The organism is Muricaecibacterium torontonense (assembly GCF_004793925.1).
GTDB classification, from domain to species: domain Bacteria; phylum Actinomycetota; class Coriobacteriia; order Coriobacteriales; family Atopobiaceae; genus Leptogranulimonas; species Leptogranulimonas caecicola.
The window spans coordinates 157,050-176,451 of the sequence record NZ_SRYE01000001.1 but is presented as its reverse complement, the minus strand read 5'-3'; the positions used below and the strand labels follow the sequence as shown (position 1 = coordinate 176,451).

Sequence of the window (19,402 nt, the reverse complement as noted above, 5' to 3'; positions counted from 1 at the left end):
AACATGGACGTATTGCTAAATATTGTTAACTATATCCTGGGCTTCGGGGCCGCCGTCTTCGTGCCCCTGATCATGCTCATCATCGGCCTTATCGTGAAAATGAGCTTCAAAGACGCCTTCTTCGCAGCTTTGACCTTGGGCATCGCCTTCACCGGCATGAACGTGCTCATCAACTTCATGACCGGCGCCATCACCCCGGCAGCCCAAGGCCTGGCAGAGGCTACGGGCATCTCGCTGCCTGCGGTGGACGTGGGCTGGCCGGCGCTCTCGGCCATCGCTTGGGCCTGGCCGCTGGGCGTGCTCTGCTTCCCGCTGCTCATGGTGATCAACCTCATCATGTTGCTGCTCAAGCTCACCGACACCCTGAACGTGGACTTTTGGAACTGCTGGACCAAGCTGCTTACCACCGTGCTCACCTACTACCTGTGCGCCGCCGCCGGCATGCCTGAAGGTGTGGCCATCGCCATGGGCTTTGTGGCCGCCTCGGTCCAGATCATTCTGGAGCTCAAGATCGGCGACGCCTTCCAGCCCACCATCGAGCGCATCACCGGGATCCCCGGCGTCACCGTTCCCCATGCCATGATGCTCACCGCCACCGTCGCCTATCCCATCGAGCGACTGCTGGAGAAGATTCCCGCCATCGAGAACAACAACGCCGACGCCAAGTGGCTGCGCAAGAAGATCGGCATCTTTGGCGAGAACGCCGTCATGGGCTTCATCATTGGCACCGCCATGGGCGCCATCGCCTACCGCGACGTGCAGCAGGCCCTTACTCTGGGCGTGCAGGCCGCTACCGCCCTGCAGCTGTTCCCCATGGTCTCCAAGCTCTTCATGCAGGCGCTGTCCCCCATCTCCGACGCCGTGGGCGACTTCATGAAGGCCCGCTTCAAGGGCCGCGAGCTCATCATCGGCCTGGACTGGCCCATCCTGGCCGGTTCCAACGAGCTCTGGGTCACCTGCATACTGCTCATCCCCTTCGAGCTCATCCTGGCCTTTGTGCTGGCTCCCGTGGGCAACATCGTGCTGCCCTTCGCAGGCATCGTGAACATCTGCCTGGTGCCCGGCCTGCTCATGGTCTCCAACGGCAATATCATCAAGATGCTCATCGAAGGCATCATCATCACCCCTGTGTACCTGCTGGTATCTTCTTCGTTTGCTCCTTGGGTGACCCAGCTGGCGCTCACCTACTCGCCCGACTCTCTGGCCAATGTGGGCGGCGACGCGCTTATCAGCTGGTCCACCCTGGAGTGTCCGGACTTCCGTTGGGCCATTGCCAATGCGTTCTCTGGCAATGTGGCCGGAATGGTAGTGCTCGTTGGCTGGCTCGCCCTGTTCGTGTGGATGCTGCGCGGCTTCAAGAAGCGCAACGAGGCCCTGAAGGCTTCGGAGTAGTCCTGTGGCCCGGCTTTTGCACAGCTGATTTTAGGTCCCTCCGGACCCCACGCCAAAGTCCTCCTACTTTGGCGTGGGGCTTTTATCTAGGTAAGGAGCAGCCAATGTTATGTAACGACCCCGCGCTCTTTCGCGACGAAATGCTTGCCGGCTACGTGGCCGCCTATCCCGGCTACGTGATGGAGGCGCCCGGCGGCGTGGTGAGCGCTCGAGAAACCCCCGCCTCCAAAGTGGCCGTCATGAACGGCGGCGGATCTGGCCATTACCCGGCCTTCTGCGGCATCGTGGGCGACGGCCTTATGGATGGCTGCGTGGTGGGAAATGTCTTCACCTCGCCCTCCTGCGAGGATGTGTTGGGAGTCGCTGGCGCGCTTCGCACTCAGGCAGGCCTCATGATCCTGGGCGGCAACTATGCCGGCGACAAGATGAACTTCGATATGGCCCGCGACCGCCTTCGAGCTCAAGGCATAGACGCCCGCACCTTCTATATCACCGATGACGTCTCGGCCGCCCCGCCCGAGCAGGCTCCCCTTCGCCGAGGCAACGTAGGCACCTTCCTGGTCTTCAAGGCCGCAGGGGCCGCCGCGGCTGCTGGCCTCTCCTTAGACGAGGTGGAGCGCGTAGCCATCAAAGCCAACGACCGCACCCGCACCATGTCCATCGGCCTTCGCGGCTGCACGCTGCCCGGCCACACCAAGCCCCTCTTCGAGGTGCCTTCCGGCCTCATGGAAGTGGGCCAGGGCATCCATGGCGAGTCTGGCGTTGCCGAGAAACCCGTGGCTTCCGCTCAAGAGATCGCCTCGCTCTTGGTGGAGCGCGTGCTGTCCGAGGCTCCCGGCGACGCCCGCCGTGTGGCGGTGGTGCTGGACGGCTTGGGCTCCACCAAGTACGAGGAGCTCTTTGTGGTCTGGGGCACAGTGAGCCAGCTTTTGGCCAAGGCGGGCTATGAGCTGGTGGAGCCCGTGGTAGGCGAAGTGGTCACCAGCCTTGACATGGAAGGCATCGCCCTGGCGGTGCAGTATCTGGATGAGGAGCTGGAACGTCTTTGGTGCGCTCCCTGTGCGAGCCCTGGCTTTAGCCGAGGGCCTCAGGCGGCTCCGGCCAAGTTGCGCGAGAGGAGCCAGGCGGCGCACTCCGGCGATGGCGCCGAGCGAATTTGGGCTCCTGCAGGGCCAGCCGCTCAGGCTCAAGGCCGTGTGGCTGCCCGTGCGTTGGCTGCAATGGCTGCCTGCATGGCCGATCAAGAGGAGATGCTGGCCCAGATCGACTCGGTGTGCGGCGATGGCGACCACGGCCGCGGCATGGTGAGGGGCTCGAAGGCTGCCGCAGCTGTCGCCCAGGATGCCGTGGAAGCCCAGGCAGGAGTGGGCTCGGTGCTCCAAGCAGCCGGTGACAGCTGGCGGGCCGCTGCCGGCGGCACCTCCGGCGTCCTTTGGGGCAGCGCCCTGTGGACGTTGGGCGAGACATTGGGAGACGAGCAGGAGGTCATCGATGCTGCACTGATGGCGCAGGCGACAGATGCTGCCTGCGCCAAGCTCATGGAGCTGGGCGGCGCCCAGGTGGGCGACAAGACCATGGTGGATGCCCTGGCGCCCTTTGCCGAGGCTCTAGGCCAGGGGGCCAAGGCCGGTCTAAGCCTGAGCGAGGCCTGGGGCAAAGCGGTCGCAGTGGCTCATGAGGCCGCCCGCAACACCGCCAACCTCACCGCCAAGATCGGCCGAGCTCGCCCTCAAGCCTCCCGCAGCCTGGGCACCCCCGATGCCGGCGCCATCTCTCTGGCCCTCTGCCTCGAGGCCTGCGGCCTAGGCTGTCCCCAGAAGGCGCAGTGAGCCATGGGACGCTTGCAGACGTGGCGCAGCCATAATCTATAGTGCATAAAGTGGGGGTCCTTCTCGGCATTGCCGAGAAGGACCCCCATTGCATGACGGGGCTGCGCCGGTGGCGTGATCTGGCGAGTACGCAGGGTGCGAGTGGCAGACCTGGGGTGGGGCGAGTGGCCAAGCCGTCCGAAGGTATTTAGGGCGACTCGTTTTTTTAGGTACTCTTATCTAATCTTGTAAATCTGAGTGCCCGCAAGAGGGTCTGGCGTGAGCGGGGGTTTTGATCTGGGACCCTCGCGGGCCTTGACAGCGCCAATGGGCGAGCTATCCCGAGAGAGGGGGGCCATGGAAGACGGACGCATTCACGTGCTCATGTCGCTGTTTGACATCTACAACGAGAATGAGCCTGACCAGCCTTCCCACACCATCGCCGAGTATCTTTTGACCCACTTCGAGTCCATCGGCTCCATGACGTTCCAAGAGGTGATGGATGCGGGATTCGTGTCGCGGTCGGGGGTCAGGCGGTTTTGCCAGTCCATTGGGATGGAGAACTTCTCGGCTCTGCGCAACCAGGCAGGGGAGTGGGAGGAGTTCCGCCACTACTATTTGGCGGCGGCATCGAGCCCGCAAGACTACAAGATGCCCCCACGCCAGGCCATGGTGGAGATCTTCGATTCTGTCGACAAGTTGCAGCAAGACGGCGTTTTGCAACGCTTGAGCCAGAGGGCGAGCGCTAGCTCCAAGGTGGTGCTCTTCTCGGCAGAGTCTTCTGCGGGGGCAATGACCGACTTTCAGTATGCCATGTTGGTCTCGGGCAAGCTGGTGCAGCTGGTGACCGAGTGCAAGCCCTCCGTGGAGGCGGTGCGCAGCTTAGGGCCGCAAGACCTGCTGCTGGTGGTGTCTTCCTCGGGATCCTTTGCGCTGCGGCAACGGGCGTTGGTGGAGAGTTCGGGCGCCACCAAGGTGCTCGTCACTGCCAACGACGAGCCGGAGCTTCACGCCTCCTACGACGAAGTGATCCTCATGGGGCCGCCCCTGGCCGAGCACGTGGCGCCCCATCGTGTCTATGCGCTCTTTGGCACGGCTTACCTAATGAACCGATTGCTGGAAGACTACGTCTCTGAGTAGAGACGCGAAGCTGAGATCCTTGTCTGTGTCGGCCCTATCCTTCCAGCACATGGATGCGGCCCAGCTCGTCCATCTTCACGCGGTCGGCGGCCAGCCAGCGTAGCACCTCGGGGTAGAGCTCGTGCTCCGTCTCATGGATGGCGGCCTCCAGCTGATCGCGGCCCCAGCCTTCCTCCACGGCCACCGGGCGTTGGGCGATGATGGGGCCGCGGTCGTACTCGGCGTTGGCCAGATGCACCGTGACGCCGGTGACCTTGACGCCGTAGTCAAAGGCCTCGTCGATGGCGTGGGCCCCCGGGAAGCTGGGCAGCAGCGCCGGATGCAGGTTGAGCACCGCGTTGGGGAAGGTCAGAAGGATCGCTGGCCCCACCTTGCGCATGTAGCCCGCCATGACCACGTAGTCCACCTCATGTTGGCGCAGTGTGGAGGCGATGACCTCGTCGGCGGTCTCGGGGCTGGCGTAGACCTCCTTTGAGAGCGCCATGGTGGGGATGCCGGCCTCGGCTGCGCGCTTCAAGCCCTTGGCAGAAGGCCGAGAAGAGATCACCACCTCGATAGTGGCATCCAAGGAGCCCTCGGCGATGGCGTCGATGATGGCTTGCAGGTTGGTGCCGCTTCCGCTGATAAGAACGCCAAGCTTGATGGTCACAGGGACTCCTTGGATCGACGGTGATATCTAGGTGAATCGCGTTGAATTGCGGGACATGCCGATTCGCAGCCGCACCGTTAGGGCGCGGCTCTAAGTATAAGGCGCAATTCGAGGGGCAGCGCCTTCATATTGCATCGTGCCTTCTAGGGGGCCAGAAGAGGGTCTTGAGCTCGGCACGGTTACCTACATCGCACTTGTGCACGATGTTGTAGACGTGGGTCTTGACGGTGCCCACCGAGACCACCAGGGCCTCGGCGATCTGCTGGTTGGTGCGTCCCGCCAGCACCAGCACTTCCTCTTCGCGAGGCGTGAGGTCGTGGTCGGCGCCAAAGCGGGGCATCAACTCATCCACGTGTGCCGAGAAGGTCGCATCTCCTGCAGGTTGGACGGTCGGGGCGGTCCTGGCTGCGGTGGTGGCCCCTGTGGCGGGGGAGGGGTTTATCGGCAAGGAAGTGGGCGCGGGGTCGGATTGCCTGTGGGCCTGGGGTTGGGAGTGCATCCTAAAGGAGAGCTCGCGCCAGGCGATCCTTCCGGTGAAGAAGGCAAAGACGATGACCATGGCGTTCTCGCAAAAGTTACGCTCGGAGAGGTAGAGGGTGATGCCAAGCCCTTTGGCGGGCGGCAGCACCAGGATGACAAGAGCGTCTTCCAGGCATACCAACACCACTTCTGCCAGCAGCACCCACATGAGCCAGCGGTGGCGGCCCAGCCATTGGCGCTCTTGGCTGGTGGGGGCGCGGCGGAGGGCGGAAAGGCCGTAGAGGGCCATGAAAAGGCAGAAGACCTGTCGGCAGGTGTAGTAGCAAAACTGGCGCAGGGCGCCATAGGGCATGAAGAGGAGGCAGGCGCCTTGGGCCACAAAGAAAAGGGCTATAGGGATGGCCAGGCGCCTGAGGGTAAACCGCTCAACGGCCAAAAGCACGTAAGCCCAAAGGGATCCCCAGAGCACGCAGGCGATGAGGGTGCGGGTGAGAGGGTAGGTGATGGCGTAGTAGGAGTCTAGGGGAAACGCTATGTTTTGATGTAGGAACTCATCTAAAAAGATGACGCCCAGCTCTACGAAATAGGTGAGGAAGAAGAGGCCTGCGGCGGCAAAGGGCTTGCGCTTCGTGGCGTCAAAGGCAACCCACTGATAGACAGAGGATATGAGGCAGAGCGCCAGAATTGCCATGGTATAGCCAAAGAAAAAAGCATCCACAGGAAGACCTTCCCCACGGAGTTTTGAATCTCATCGCCATGCATTCTGTTCCCTAGGGTACCACGGGCGCTGCTCTATGGTTGAAAATATTAAGGGAGCTTAGATGGAAGTGCATGAGATTAGATGGAAATGTATATATGTGAGAAAGGAGCTCAACCTCTTTGTGCCAGGGGTTTATTTAGGGTTGATTTCTCCTAGCGGTCTCTCAACCTCAAATCGTCTTGTGTTCTTAGGGCAGTGGGCTGATATTCAAGACAGTTTCAGTCACAGCGGCCTATGAGAGGGCAAGGCGCCGTAGAGTCATGTCGCTTTCACAGAAGATCCGCTCATCTTAGGGCCCCAGAGATTTCCCGGTGATCGTCTGGCGCCCCCAACCCCTAAGGAGGCTCTTGTCATGCGCACTATCCCTGAGTCAGAGTCCACCCCCAAGGCCGACGGCTTTTATATGCCGGCAGAGTTCGCACCCCAAAAGCGCGTGTGGATGGGTTGGCCCCATCGTACCGACACCTGGTCTTTTGGCGCCAAGCCTGCCCAGGAGCAGTATGCAAACATCGCCCGCGCCATCTCTGAGTTCACCCCGGTGGTCATGTGCGCCAACGAGGCCGATTACGCCAACTGCAAGCGCGTCTTCGAAGAGGACGAGCGCGTCTCCGTTATCGAGATGACAACCGACGACGCCTGGTTCCGCGACACCGGCGCCACCTTCGTGGTCAACGGCGAGGGCGAGCTGCGCGCCAACAACTGGCACTTCAACGCCTACGGCGGCCTGGTGGACGGCCTCTACTTCCCCTGGCGCGCCGACGACGAGATCGCCGTCAAGATGGCCGAGTTGGCCGGCGCCCGCACCTATCGTCCCGACGACATGATCCTTGAGGGCGGCTCCATCACCGTGGACGGGGAGGGCACCGTCATCGTCACCGACCAGTGCCTGCTCTCCCCTGGCCGCACCGCCTCCGCCGTGCGCATAGACGAGCCCGACGCGGGCATTTGGCCCACCTTTGCCCTCAAGTTCGAGCCCTGGAGCGAGCCGCTGCGCGCCTATATGGACGAGCACCTCAAGGAGTACCTGGGCGTCGAGAAGGTCATCTGGGTCAAGGAGGGCATCGACCCCGAGGAGACCAACGGCCACATCGACGCCGCCGCCACCTTCATCGCCCCTGGCGTAGTGGCCGTCATCTGGACCGACGACCCCGACTACCCCTTCTACAGCCAGTGCCACGACGCCTATGAGACCCTCTCTGCCGCCACTGACGCCAAGGGCCGCAAGCTCAAGGTCTACAAGCTTCCCATGCCGGTGAACCCCTTGTACATGACCCAGGAAGCCTGCGATTCCATCGATGTGGACGAGAGCGCCGAGCCCCGCGTTCCCGATGAGCCCCTCATTGCTTCCTACATGAACTACCTGGTCACCAACCACGGCGTCATCGTGCCTCAGTACGGCGACGTGAACGACCAGCTGGCCGTCGACACTCTTCAGAAGATCTACGACGAGACCTGGGGTGAGGGCGTCTATAAGTGCGTGGGCGTCAAGAGCGAGCAGGTAGTCTGCGGCGGCGGCAACATCCACTGCATCACCCAGCAGGAGCCTGTCGCCTAAAAGTGTGCTTCGCCTCCAACCTTAGGCACACTCCCTAGGCACATGCCCTTGTATCCCCTAAGGCGTCAGGGAGTGCCGGCTCCCCGCACGTCCTCAAAGACCGCTGTCTTTCCCCAAGACCTCGCAGGACTCAGTGCCTGCGAGGTCTTTTGGGGTGGGTGGTTTAAATTACGCGACGCAAAATCGAGGCACCTACTAGCTGGCGCACTTATTAAGTACTTAGCCAATGCGCCCTTGGAAGGTGCGCCTACTAAGTACTTTTTTAGGCTTTCGCGCGGCTTGGGAAGGAAAAAAGTACTTAGTAGCCGATAAAAATGCAGGTCAAGCAGATTGCCTACTAAGCACATGTACTTAGTAGGTGCGAGAAGTGGCAGGTGCGAAGAGTGGTGGCAGTGAGGAGTGACAGACATGGAGGAGAGCGAGCATACCTCCATACTTGATGACGTAAGGGGATTACCAAAAATCATGTGGGCCCAATACGGTTTGCCGGAGTTCAGCCTGTTTTGACTCCACTGGTGTCTGAAGAGGTACACCTAACTTTCGAGAGATTATCTCGGCAACGCGTTTTAAAGCGGATTCGCTATAAAGGGTCTGTCGGGTTATGGGGAGCACTTCGATATCCATAGCCATAAGGGCGGCTATTCGCTGTCGGTCGTGAGTGTTGAGGGATCGGCTGTGGTACTCATCGCTGTCATACTCGACGTCGAGGGCGGCTTTGGGCCAGAAAAGGTCAGGTTTCACAGTCTTTTGAGCAGGCAGCAACTGGCGCGCGGATTCATTGAGCGCAATGCTGGGGTTTGCCTTGGGTTTTGGCAAGCCGTAGCCGCCTAGTCGAGCGGGGCAGGTGAGCAGCAGGAGGAGCGCTGCCTCTGCGGGAGAAGCTAGGTTATTGATAAGGCAAGCGGCGGTGGACTGTGCTTTTTTCCGGCACCGCAACAGAGGGTGCATAGCTAAATAGTGCTGTATTGATTCGGCAGAGCAGAGGGGCGGGGCGCCGATAAAACCGCTGGTAAGATCCGGACGGGGCCGATACTGCCCGCATAACCAAGAGCCCAGGAGGAGCAGCTGGCTAGAGGTGAGTCTGCCGGCTGACTGGCGAAAATGCTCCATCGGGGCAGTGAGATAGATGGCGCTTTCACAATCTTTAGGAAGAGAGGCCGGCCATAGCCGTACCAATGCTCCCGGCGGGAGGTCGGCTGTGCATACAGTTACTGTGCAATTCTTGAGTCTGTGAGCCTTCGTTGGATCGTTCACCAGGAGGCTTGCAGTAGTGTCGCATGGACTCAGGGCCTGACGAATTTCACGGCTGTTTCTGTAGAGCCTTGATCTTTCGAGCAGGTCTATGGCCAATCTGTTTGCTTGGCTGTTGGCGAGAGCCATTCTTTGCTCCTCGGGGGTGCATAGAAACTGGGATATCCCAGATACCAGGGCTAGATGAGCCGATATGCCACAAAGGATTAACACCGTACCCCTCCGCCTATCAATATCAAATTTAAAATATATACGGAGGCTTGGCGGGCGACCGTTGCTTTTGGTAGCACTGCTTTTTGACGGCTGCCAAGGGGTGGCGTTTGCTTTCGCTGTTCTCTCGCTGCCACTTTGGCCTTGCACCCTTTGGGGGAGAGCTTTTTAGACGTGCTGAATATCAGGCGTCCAACACGACAAGCTTCATAACAACGGAGCGCCCCTCCCGAGCCTCAAAACCCGGAGTTTTCATCACCAGGTTTCTCGAGCTTACTCTTTTGAGGGACACCTTTATGGGTAAAGTGGGTGTCCACTATATTTCGATACCTTCATCCGTGCCGGGTCGTGGGCACCCCACATGTGCGCGGCCACGACCCGGTGGGAGAGGCTCGCAGTCGGGCAGTAGGAGACCCGCAGTCGGGTGGCCACAGTTGGGTGACTCCGGTCAGGCGCCTACTAAGTACTTTTTTGGGTCCTCGCGCGGCTCAAGAAAGAAAAAAGTACTTAGTAGGTGATAAAACCGCAGCTCATCAGATGCGCCTACTAAGTACTTGTACTTAGTAGGCGCTGCGGTGCTGCAGGATGCTTAGTCGGCACTTTAGGATGTTTGGCGCTCTCGGCGCGATGCTCAGCGGACGCGGCCAGGCGCTGCGGGTCACTCAGCAGGGTGCTTGGCGGTAGGATGGCCGCCCGCACAGCAGCCTTTTGTCGCTTCTTGCCCTCGGCATAATGCTGTTGCCCCCGTTCTGGCGGGCAGCCCTGCCCGCCAGAACAATCTCCGCTCGATCCAGCTCGGCGAGGGCTCCAATGGCTGGTCTAGCAAGGGTTTATCTAGGGTTGATTTCTCCTAATGGCACCTCAACCCTAAATAACCTTGCCCTTCGAAAACCATCGATGAATATTGGACTCGTAGATCAGGCGGAGCCCATCCGCCCCAGGGAGAAGGGCCTCAACACCTAAGGCTCTCGGAGAAAGGACATCGCTATGGCTCAGGGATTCCCCAAGGATTTCATCGACACCAACGATCTCACCAAAGAGCAGATCCTCCAGATCATCGATCTCTCCATTGCTCTTAAGAAGTGCATCAAAAACGGCTACTATCCCCATCTGCTCCAGGACAAGACCCTGGGCATGATCTTCCAGCAGGTGTCCACCCGCACCCGCATCTCCTTCGAGACCGCAATGACCGACCTGGGCGGCCACGCCCAGTTCTACGGCCCCGGCACCATCCAGCTCGGCGGCCATGAGTCCATCGAGGACACCGCCCGCGTCATGGGCTCCCTCGTGGACATCCTCATGGCCCGCGTCAATCGTCATAAGGATGTAGTGAGCTTGGCGAAGTACTCCGCGGCCCCCGTCATCAACGGTATGAGCGAGTTCAACCATCCCACCCAGGAGCTCGGCGACCTCATGACCATGATCGAGAACCTGCCCGCCGGTAAGAAGATCGAGGACTGTAAGTTTGCCTTCATCGGCGACGCCACCCAGACCTGCGTGTCGCTCATGTTCATCTGCTCGAAGATGGGCATGGACTTCGTGCAGTTCGGGCCGAAGGGGCATCAAATTCCCGACGGCGCCCTGCATGTAGGCACCGATGAGGAGCGCGCTGCCTTTGGCAAGCAGCTCATGGCCATCGGCGAGGCCAACTGCAAGGTCTCCGGCGGCACCATCACCATTTCCGACGACCCCGAGTGCATCAAGGGCGCCGACTTCGTCTACACCGACGTGTGGTACGGCCTCTACGACGCTCAGGTGGACGGCGCCTCCTACATGGACGTCTTCTATCCCAAGTACCAGGTGACCATGGACCTCATGAACCTGGCCAGCCCCAACTCCAAGTTCATGCACTGCCTGCCCGCCACCCGCGGCGAGGAGGTCGTCGACGAGGTCATGGACGATCCCGAGCGTTCCCTCTGCTGGGTCGAGGCTGAGAACCGCAAGCACTCCATCCGTGGCCTACTCGCCACCTTCTGCCCCTGGAACGTGGTGACCGACGAGGTCAACGGCGCCAAACAGGAGCTGGTGGCTGCCCTTCAGGCTATGAAGCTCCCCACCTCTGAGCTGGACAACTAATACCTGACCCCTACTCAATCACAGAGGGCTGCCTGGGTGCGACTCCTAACAATGCGCCTCCAGGCAGCCCTTGGGCACAACGAAAGGAGTAGTTGTGGCTGGTAAGAAGTTCTCGTTTATAGACGTCATCCTGTCGGTGATCTGCGTGGTGTTCGTGGCCGAGGCTGCAGCCCCCGCCGCCGCCATCGGCAACGCCCAATTCTTCTGGTGGATCTTTTTGATCATCACCTTCCTTTTGCCTTACGGCATGGTGGTGGCCGAGCTTGGCACCACCTATGACTCAGACGGCGGCCTCTATGACTGGGTCCGCGACGCGCTGGGTGACAAGTGGGGCTCCCGCGTGGCCTGGTACTACTGGATCAACTTCCCCCTGTGGATCGCCTCCTGCGCCACCCTGTTCCCCGACATCATCGGCTTTGTCACCGGCATGGAGTTCACTGTCTGGGGCACTCTGGCCATCGAGCTAGCCTTTGTCTGGATCGTCGTCCTCATGGCCACCTCCAAGGTCTCTGACTCTGCTTGGGTGCTCAACGGCGGCGCCATCCTCAAAGTGGCCATCGCGGTGGTCGTAGGCTGCCTGGGCATTTGGTACGCCACTGCCAACGGCTTTGCCAACGACATGAGCCCGGCCACCTTCCTGCCGGACCTCACCAACGTGAGCGCCCTCACCTTCCTGTCCATCATCCTCTTTAACTTCATGGGCTTCGAGGTGGTCACCACCTTCGCCGACTCCATGAAGAACCCCGAGAAGGACATCCCCAAGGCCATCATCTTGGGCGGCCTGGCCATCGGCGCCATCTACCTGTTCTGCGGCTTTGGCATTGGCGCTGCTATCCCCACCAGCGAGATCGACCCCGACTTTGGCATGATCTTCGCTGTGCAAACCATGGCGGGCGACTCGCCTCTGTTCGCCATCATCTGCATCGTGTTCCTGATCACCCTGTTCGCCAATATGGCCAGCTGGTCCTTTGGCGTGAACTTCGTGGCCGACTATGCCGCCAAGCACGGCAATATGCCTCGCGTCTTTGGCATCGAGTCCAAGAAGACCGAGATGCCCAACGGCGCCAACGTGGTCAACGGCGTGGTGGCAAGCCTCGCTTTGCTGCTCCAGCTGATCCCCATCGACTTCATCTCCGACCAGATCTTCTGGATGCTGTTCTCCATGAACGTGGTGTTCCTGCTCATCAGCTACATCCCCGTGTTCCCGGCCTTCCTGCGCTTGCGCAAGATCGACCCGGACCGTCCCCGCGTCTTCACCTTCCCCTTCAAGGGCGCTGCTATGAAGGTCATGGTGGCCATCCCCGCCATCGAGCTGGTGCTGTCCATTGTCGCCACTATCGTGCCTCTCAACGGCACCGAGGACGAGCTGGCCAAGATCCCCATGTTGGTGGGTGTCATCCTCTTCGTGCTTCTGGGCGAGGTAGTGCGTGTTTGGTCTGCCCGCGGTCGCAAAGAGGAGTACACGGGCCTTACCCCCGAGCTGGCTGCTGAGCGCTTGGCAGAAGAAGCCGAGAAGGGCCCCGACCATCAATAGCGAATCTGTGTGACTGGAAGGCGCTGCCCTGCCCGTCGGGCGGCGCCTTTTCTACTGGTAAGGAGGCCGGCGTATGGCAGCTGGCAGATTTTCCTTGAAAGACGTGGTTTTGTCCGTTATCTGTGTCGTGTTCACCATCGAGGCGGTGGCCCCTGCCTCGGCCATGGGCAACGTGCAGTTCTTTTGGTGGGGCGTGCTTATCGTCACCTTCCTGTTGCCCTACGGAATGGTGGTGGCCGAGCTGGGCTCCACCTACACCTCCGACGGCGGCCTCTACGATTGGGTGCGCGCCGGCCTAGGGGACAAGTGGGGTTCCAGGTGTGCCTGGTATTACTGGGTGAACTTCCCTTTGTGGATCGCCAGCGTGGCCTGCATCTACCCCAGCGTGCTCCTGAGCGTCTGGGGCGTCGAGCTGCCCCTGTGGGGCCGCATTCTTTTGGAGCTGGCCTTTGTCTGGGGCGTGACGCTGGGCGCCTTCTCGCCGGTCTCCGACGCCGACTGGATCATGAACGGCGGCGCCATCATCAAGGTGCTCATCACGTTGGGGGTAGCCGGCGTGGGCCTGTGGTTTGCCGGCGCCCATGGCTTTGCGAACCCCATGACCCCCGACACCTTTCTGCCCAACCTGGCAGACCCCAACTCGCTCACCTATCTCTCGGTGATCCTCTTTAACTTCATGGGCTTCGAGGTGGTGGCCACCTTCACCGACTCCATGGCCAACCCTCGCCGCGACATCCCCCATCGCCATCGTGGCTGGAGGCATCACCATCGCCGCAGTCTACATCCTCTGCGGCATCGGCATTGGCGCCGCCGTCCCCACCGAGTCTTTGAACCTAGACTCCGGCATCGTGGACGCGGTGGTAGCCATGGTGGGGGAGGGCTCGCCGCTGGTGAGCCTGGTGGGCGCCGCGTTCTTGGTGACCCTTTTCGCCAACATGGTGAGCTGGTCTTTTGGCATCAACTCTGTGGCCTGCAAGGCCGCCGAGGAAGGCAACATGCCTCGTCCCTTCGCCCTGCGGTCGCGCACCAACTCCATGCCCAACGGCAGCGCCCGCATGACCGGCATCGTGGCAAGCCTGGTATTGCTGCTGCAAGTGCCTCTGGGCGAAGACTCCGAGGTCTTCTGGATATTCTTCTCCATGAACGTGGTCTTTCTGCTCCTGAGCTATCTGCCCATGTTTCCCGCATTCGCCCGCCTGCGCGCCACCGACTCTCGCGAGCGCGTCTTTTGCGCCCCCTTCAAGGGCAGGTTGTTGGCCGTGATGCTGGCGTTGCCTGTGGCAGAGATCGTGCTGGCTGCCGTGGCCACCACGGTACCCCTCAACGACACTCCCGACGAGCTGGCCAAACTGCCCCTTTTGGCGGGCGTGCTCATCCTGCTGGCCGCTGGAGAGGTTCAACGCCTCCTGAGCCGCAAGCGCCAATTGGCGTGCAGAACAGCTCCAACCGCAGGTCCCACCGGCTCTGCTCCAGACGACTCCGACTCTGGTCCCATGGTCCTCTCCCAGTGACCTTCGCAGCCAACAGCTGCAACCAAAACGCTTTGGCACTTCTCCTTGCCGAGAAAACCTCACCTTCCCTGCCTGGGATGGAAGGGTTTCTCGGCAGGGCTTGCATTGCCTGCGCCTACCTGTGAGTGCGGGGTGCGGCGGGCGAGGAGCTGTCCCAGAGAGCCCCTGGAAGCCTGAGGGCTACCGGGGGCATTTCATGTGTGTGGCCTGGAGGAGCGCCATTAGCCATGTCCACTACCGTTGGCGGAAGCTATGATGGAGTTTACAAATATATTTATTGCGCAGTGCTTGGGGTTGTAGGGGAGGTGCGCCTGCGGGAGCCTGGAAGGAGGCGTGCGGTCTCCTTGGGCTTGTCCTGCAAGAAACCCTTGCAAGCAGGTAATTTTTTGCGAGGGCGGACGGCGTAGAAGAAGCCTGAATTCAGTGGCGTTCAGCTATGCCCCAGAGCTGAAAATGAGTGATAATCATAAGGCGATAGTGCGCCTATTTCTGGCCAGCGGCTGTGTACATGGCGCCCCTTGGGGCTGCCCGTGGCGAAGGCCTGGTGGCTTAAGCGAGCGGCGCACCATCCTTGGAACAGGCTTTAGCTGGGGTTTCCCCGGTACACAATCACCCTTTGAGGGTGGGTCGTTAGGCTTTGAAGGAGAGGATATGGCAAGAAAATTCAAGTCAATGGATGGCAACGAGGCCGCAGCCTGGGTCTCTTATGCCTTCACCGAGGTGGCGAGCATTTATCCCATCACGCCATCCAGCCCCATGGCTGATCATGTGGATCAGTGGGCTGCTCAGGGTCTCAAGAACATCTTTGGCACCCCGGTGAAAATCCAGGAGATGGAGTCTGAGGCCGGCGCCGCCGGCGCTGTTCACGGCTCTCTGGGCGCTGGCGCCCTCACCACCAGCTACACGGCCTCCCAGGGTCTGCTGCTGATGATCCCCAACATGTACAAGATGGCCGGCGAGGGCCTGCCCAACGTGCTGCATGTGAGCGCCCGTACCGTGGCCACCCAGGCCCTCAACATCTTTGGCGACCACTCCGACGTCATGGCTTGCCGCCAGACCGGCTATGCCATGCTGGCTGAGGGCAACGTCCAGGAGGTCATGGACCTGGCTCCTGTGGCCCACCTGGCCGCCATCGAGGGCAGCGTGCCCTTCCTCAACTTCTTCGATGGCTTCCGCACCTCTCACGAGATCCAGAAGGTGGCCACCTGGGATTTCGAGGACCTCAAGGACATGGTCGACATGGACGCCGTCCAGGCCTTCCGCGACCATGCGCTCAACCCCGAGCACCCCACCGCCCGCGGCTCCCACGAGAACGGCGACATCTTCTTCCAGCATCGCGAGGCGTGCAACAGCGCGTACAACGCGCTGCCCCAGATCGTCCAGGGCTACATGGACAAGATCAACGAGAAGCTGGGCACCAGCTATCACCTCTTCGACTACTACGGCGCCGCCGACGCCGACCGCGTAGTGGTCTGCATGGGCTCCTTCTGCGACACCCTGGAAGAGGTCATCGACTACCTCAACGCTCACGGCGAGAAGGTAGGCCTCGTCAAGGTGCGCCTCTATCGTCCTTGGTCTGTAGAGGACTTCGCCGCTGCTCTGCCCAAGACCGTCAAGAAGATCGCCGTGCTCGACCGCACCAAGGAGCCCGGCTCCATTGGCGAGCCTCTCTACCAGGACGTCATCACCTCCCTGGTAGAGGCCGGCATCACCGAGATCCCCGTCATCGGCGGTCGCTACGGCCTGGGCTCCAAGGACGAGCCTCCTGCAGCCGCCTTCGCCGTCTACGAGGAGCTCAAGAAGGATGAGCCCAAGCGCGAGTTCACCATCGGCATCGAGGATGACGTCACCTTCCTCTCCCTGCCTATGGACCCGGATGCCCCCAACACCGCTGCCCCTGGCACCATCGAGTGCAAGTTCTGGGGCCTGGGCGGCGACGGCACCGTGGGCGCCAACAAGAACTCCATCAAGATCATCGGCGACCACACCGACAAGTACGTGCAGGCCTACTTCCAGTACGACTCCAAGAAGACCGGCGGCGTGACCGTAAGCCACCTGCGCTTTGGCGACTCTCCCATCCGCGCTCCTTACTACGTCACCAAGGCCGACTTCGTGGCCTGCCACAACCCCAGCTACATCATCAAGGGCTTCAAGATGGTCCGCGACGTCAAGCCGGGCGGCATCTTCCTGGTGAACTCCCAGTGGTCCGACGAGGAGTTCGCCGAGCACCTGCCTGCTGAGGCCAAGCGCTATATTGCCGAGAACAACGTCAACGTCTACCTGATCGATGCCATCGACTTGGCCCAGAAGGTGGGCATGGGCAAGCGCACCAACACCGTGCTGCAGTCCGCCTTCTTCGCCCTGGCAGACATCCTGCCTGCCGAGGAGGCCCTCCAGTACATGAAGGACGCCGCCACCAAGTCTTACTCAAAGAAGGGCGACGCCGTGGTGGCCGCCAACCACAAGGCTATCGACGCCGGCGCCACCGCCTTCCACAAGTTCGAGGTGCCCGCTGACTGGGCCAACGCCACCGAGGTCGTCGAGGACGAGACCCTGCGCGGCCGCGACGCCATCGTCGAGCAGGTCCAAAAGATCATGAACCCCATCAACCGCATGGACGGCGACAGCCTGCCTGTGAGCGCCTTCGCAAAGAACGCCGACGGCGCCTGGGAGCTCGGTGCTTCCGCCTACGAGAAGCGCGGCACTGCAGTTATGGTTCCTCGCTGGGATCCCGAGAAGTGCATCCAGTGCAACAACTGCGCCTATGTGTGCCCCCACGCCGCCATCCGTCCCATCGTCATGGACGCCGAGGAGCAGGCTAACGCTCCTGAGGCCATGAAGACTCTGGAGCTCAAGGTCCCCAAGAACACCGGCTACACCTTCACGGTCGCCGTGTCCCCGCTGGACTGCATGGGTTGCTACAACTGCCTCTCCGCATGCCCCAAGTCCACCCAGGAGGACGGTGGCGCCCTCACCATGGTGCCTCAGGCCGAGGAGGCCGACCAGATTCCTGTCTGGGACTACGCGGTCAACGATGTCACCGAGAAGCGCGAGCTCTTTAGCGACAAGAACACCCGCGGCAGCCAGTTCTCCATGCCCATGTTGGAGTTCTCCGGCTCTTGCGCCGGCTGCGCCGAGACCAGCTATGCTCGTCTCGTCACCCAGCTCTTCGGCGACCGTATGTTCATTTCCAACGCCACTGGTTGCTCCTCCATCTGGGGCAATCCTGCGGCCACCTCTCCCTTCACCTGCAACGCTGCCGGTCACGGCCCTGCCTGGAACAACTCCCTGTTCGAGGACAACGCCGAGCATGGCCTGGGCTTGCTCATCGGCTACAAGGCCGAGCAGAACCGCCTGGCCGCTCAGACCGAGAAGCTGCTGGAGGTCGAGGGCCTGCCCGAGGGCCTCAAAGAGGCTGCTACCGCATGGCTCGAGAACAGGGACACCACTGGCATCTCCCAGCAGGTCTCCGCTGACTATGCCTCTGCCTTGGTAAAGAGCGACAACCCCGTAGCCGAGGACATTGCCGCCAACAAGTCCTACCTGTCCAAGAAGTCCTTCTGGATCTTCGGCGGCGACGGCTGGGCTTACGACATCGGCTTTGGCGGCCTCGACCACGTGCTGGCCTCCGGCGAGAACGTGAACGTCTTCGTCTTCGACACCGAGGTCTACTCCAACACCGGCGGCCAGGCCTCCAAGGCGTCCAACCTGGGCCAGGTTGCCCAGTTCGCCGCCTCCGGCAAGTCCATCAAGAAAAAGCCGCTGGCTGAGATGATGATGAGCTACGGTTACGTCTACGTGGCCCAGGTGGCCATGGGCGCCAACCCCTCCCAGCTGCTCAAGGCCCTTGCTGAGGCCGAGGCCTACGACGGCCCCTCCCTCATCATCGGCTACAGCCCCTGCGAGATGCACTCCATCAAGAAGGGCGGCATGCTGCATTGCCAGGAGGAGCAGAAGCGCGCCGTGGATTGCGGCTACTGGAACCTGTTCCGCTTCAACCCCGCCGCTCCCGCCGGCAAGCGTTTTGTCTTGGATTCCAAGGCGCCCAAGGGCGGTTACCAGGAGTTCCTGGAGAACGAGAACCGCTATGCCTCGCTGCGCCGCTTCTTCCCGGACCGTGCTTCCGAGCTGTTCGCCGAGAACGAGCAGGCTGCCATGGATCGCTACGAGCACCTGCTCAAGCTGCAGTCCATGTATGATCAGGCAGACGAGCCTGCCGAGAAGTAATTTCTCCCTGACTCGCATCCCGTGAGTCGCTCGTGAGCTACTTCTAAGTCGCTCGCATTGCTTGCAAGAGACCGCATTCCCCTTTGGGAGTGCGGTCTCTTTTGCGTTGGGAGCTCTTCTTGGCAGGTGCTCACTTGCAACTAAGGCCTTCATGGGAAGTATTTTGGCGCCGTGCGCGTTATGAGGCGGGTCTAGGCACTGGAGTTTTGTAAAACCCCAGTGCCCACTAGCCTTGTGAGCAAGCTGGCTTGACCTCAGGGATTCTGCAGGGGCTTGTTTCATAGGGACCGCACTCGGAACCAAAGGCGTTCTCGGTTCTAACTGCAATCCCGTTGGAAGGCAGATAAGCCCGGCGGCAGGCGATAAAAAGGGATGTTGACCCAGGTCAACATCCCTTTTTATCGCCTGCTATTTGTTCTGCGACCACTCACTTGTAGCCAAGAATTGTGCTGGAAGGTTAATCCTCCAGCTTGATGTCGCGCACTTCCACAACGCCTTCAACGTCGTCGGGATCAGTGGTGAGAGGCACATCTACGCCCTCGGTCTCCTGCTCCACAGAGTTGGCGCCTTCCACCATCATGGGGTCGGCTTCGCCGGCTTTTACTTCGTCCACTTTTTTCTGGGTGTCGCTGCACATGGTTCCTCCGGTAGGTGTAAGGGTTTTGCTTCATGCAAAACGCTGCTAGAAAGGGTTTTACCCGGCAATGGGGGTGACTATGTCCAAGCAGCTGCTCGGGGGCCTCATCAACAAAGAAGCCATAGCAGCTCTTGCGGCGGCTATGGCTTCAGCGTAGGGGCGGTGGGGGAGC

The 19,402-nt window shown here is 60.9% G+C and carries 12 protein-coding genes and 1 pseudogene; 9 read left to right on the top strand and 4 right to left on the bottom strand.

Annotation, left to right across the window (positions count from 1 at the left end; all coding sequences use genetic code 11):
- The first annotated feature begins 3 nt into the window (after positions 1-3).
- The 3 genes from E5334_RS00780 (at position 4) to E5334_RS00770 (ending at position 4,340) form a co-directional block, all read left to right on the top strand.
- Complete coding sequence (locus tag E5334_RS00780) at positions 4-1,392, top strand: PTS galactitol transporter subunit IIC (protein WP_136011711.1); 1,389 nt, start codon at positions 4-6, stop codon at positions 1,390-1,392.
- 104 nt (positions 1,393-1,496) lie between these two features.
- Positions 1,497-3,221, top strand: a complete 1,725-nt coding sequence (locus E5334_RS00775) for a dihydroxyacetone kinase family protein (protein WP_136011710.1) — start codon at positions 1,497-1,499, stop codon at positions 3,219-3,221.
- 336 nt (positions 3,222-3,557) lie between these two features.
- On the top strand, positions 3,558-4,340 hold the full coding sequence (locus E5334_RS00770) for a MurR/RpiR family transcriptional regulator (protein WP_167604238.1): 783 nt from the start codon (positions 3,558-3,560) through the stop codon (positions 4,338-4,340).
- Between the two features lie 34 nt (positions 4,341-4,374).
- Here E5334_RS00770 and purN read toward each other — a convergent pair whose 3' ends face one another.
- A complete protein-coding gene (purN, locus tag E5334_RS00765; protein ID WP_136011708.1) occupies positions 4,375-4,989 on the bottom strand; it encodes a phosphoribosylglycinamide formyltransferase in 615 nt (204 codons plus the stop codon).
- Between the two features lie 124 nt (positions 4,990-5,113).
- Complete coding sequence (locus tag E5334_RS00760) at positions 5,114-6,187, bottom strand: response regulator transcription factor (protein WP_136011707.1); 1,074 nt, start codon at positions 6,185-6,187, stop codon at positions 5,114-5,116.
- Positions 6,188-6,581: 394 nt separating this feature from the next.
- Here E5334_RS00760 and E5334_RS00755 point away from each other — a divergent pair, with 394 nt between their 5' ends.
- Entirely contained in the window at positions 6,582-7,784 is a 1,203-nt protein-coding gene (locus E5334_RS00755; RefSeq protein ID WP_136011706.1) for an agmatine deiminase family protein, read from the top strand.
- Between the two features lie 453 nt (positions 7,785-8,237).
- Here E5334_RS00755 and E5334_RS00750 read toward each other — a convergent pair whose 3' ends face one another.
- The gene (locus tag E5334_RS00750; RefSeq protein WP_136011705.1) at positions 8,238-9,164 is read right to left on the bottom strand and encodes a hypothetical protein; all 927 of its coding nucleotides are present in this window, start codon (positions 9,162-9,164) and stop codon (positions 8,238-8,240) included.
- 1,068 nt (positions 9,165-10,232) lie between these two features.
- Here E5334_RS00750 and ptcA point away from each other — a divergent pair.
- The 5 genes and pseudogenes from ptcA to nifJ all read left to right on the top strand — a co-directional run bounded on the left by ptcA (position 10,233) and on the right by nifJ (position 18,593).
- Positions 10,233-11,321 (top strand): putrescine carbamoyltransferase, encoded by a 1,089-nt coding sequence (gene ptcA, locus E5334_RS00745; protein ID WP_136011704.1) that lies wholly within the window; start codon positions 10,233-10,235, stop codon positions 11,319-11,321.
- A 94-nt stretch (positions 11,322-11,415) separates the two neighbouring features.
- Complete coding sequence (locus E5334_RS00740; protein ID WP_136011703.1) at positions 11,416-12,855, top strand: APC family permease; 1,440 nt, start codon at positions 11,416-11,418, stop codon at positions 12,853-12,855.
- Between the two features lie 73 nt (positions 12,856-12,928).
- Positions 12,929-13,534 (top strand): annotated as a pseudogene (locus E5334_RS08880) (amino acid permease); the annotation flags it as partial.
- 70 nt (positions 13,535-13,604) lie between these two features.
- Entirely contained in the window at positions 13,605-14,366 is a 762-nt protein-coding gene (locus E5334_RS08685; RefSeq protein ID WP_420812475.1) for an APC family permease, read from the top strand.
- Between the two features lie 651 nt (positions 14,367-15,017).
- Complete coding sequence (gene nifJ / locus E5334_RS00730) at positions 15,018-18,593, top strand: pyruvate:ferredoxin (flavodoxin) oxidoreductase (RefSeq protein WP_136011701.1); 3,576 nt, start codon at positions 15,018-15,020, stop codon at positions 18,591-18,593.
- 457 nt (positions 18,594-19,050) lie between these two features.
- Here nifJ and E5334_RS00725 read toward each other — a convergent pair whose 3' ends face one another.
- A complete protein-coding gene (locus E5334_RS00725) occupies positions 19,051-19,230 on the bottom strand; it encodes a hypothetical protein (protein ID WP_136011700.1) in 180 nt (59 codons plus the stop codon).
- Between the last annotated feature and the right edge of the window lie 172 nt (positions 19,231-19,402).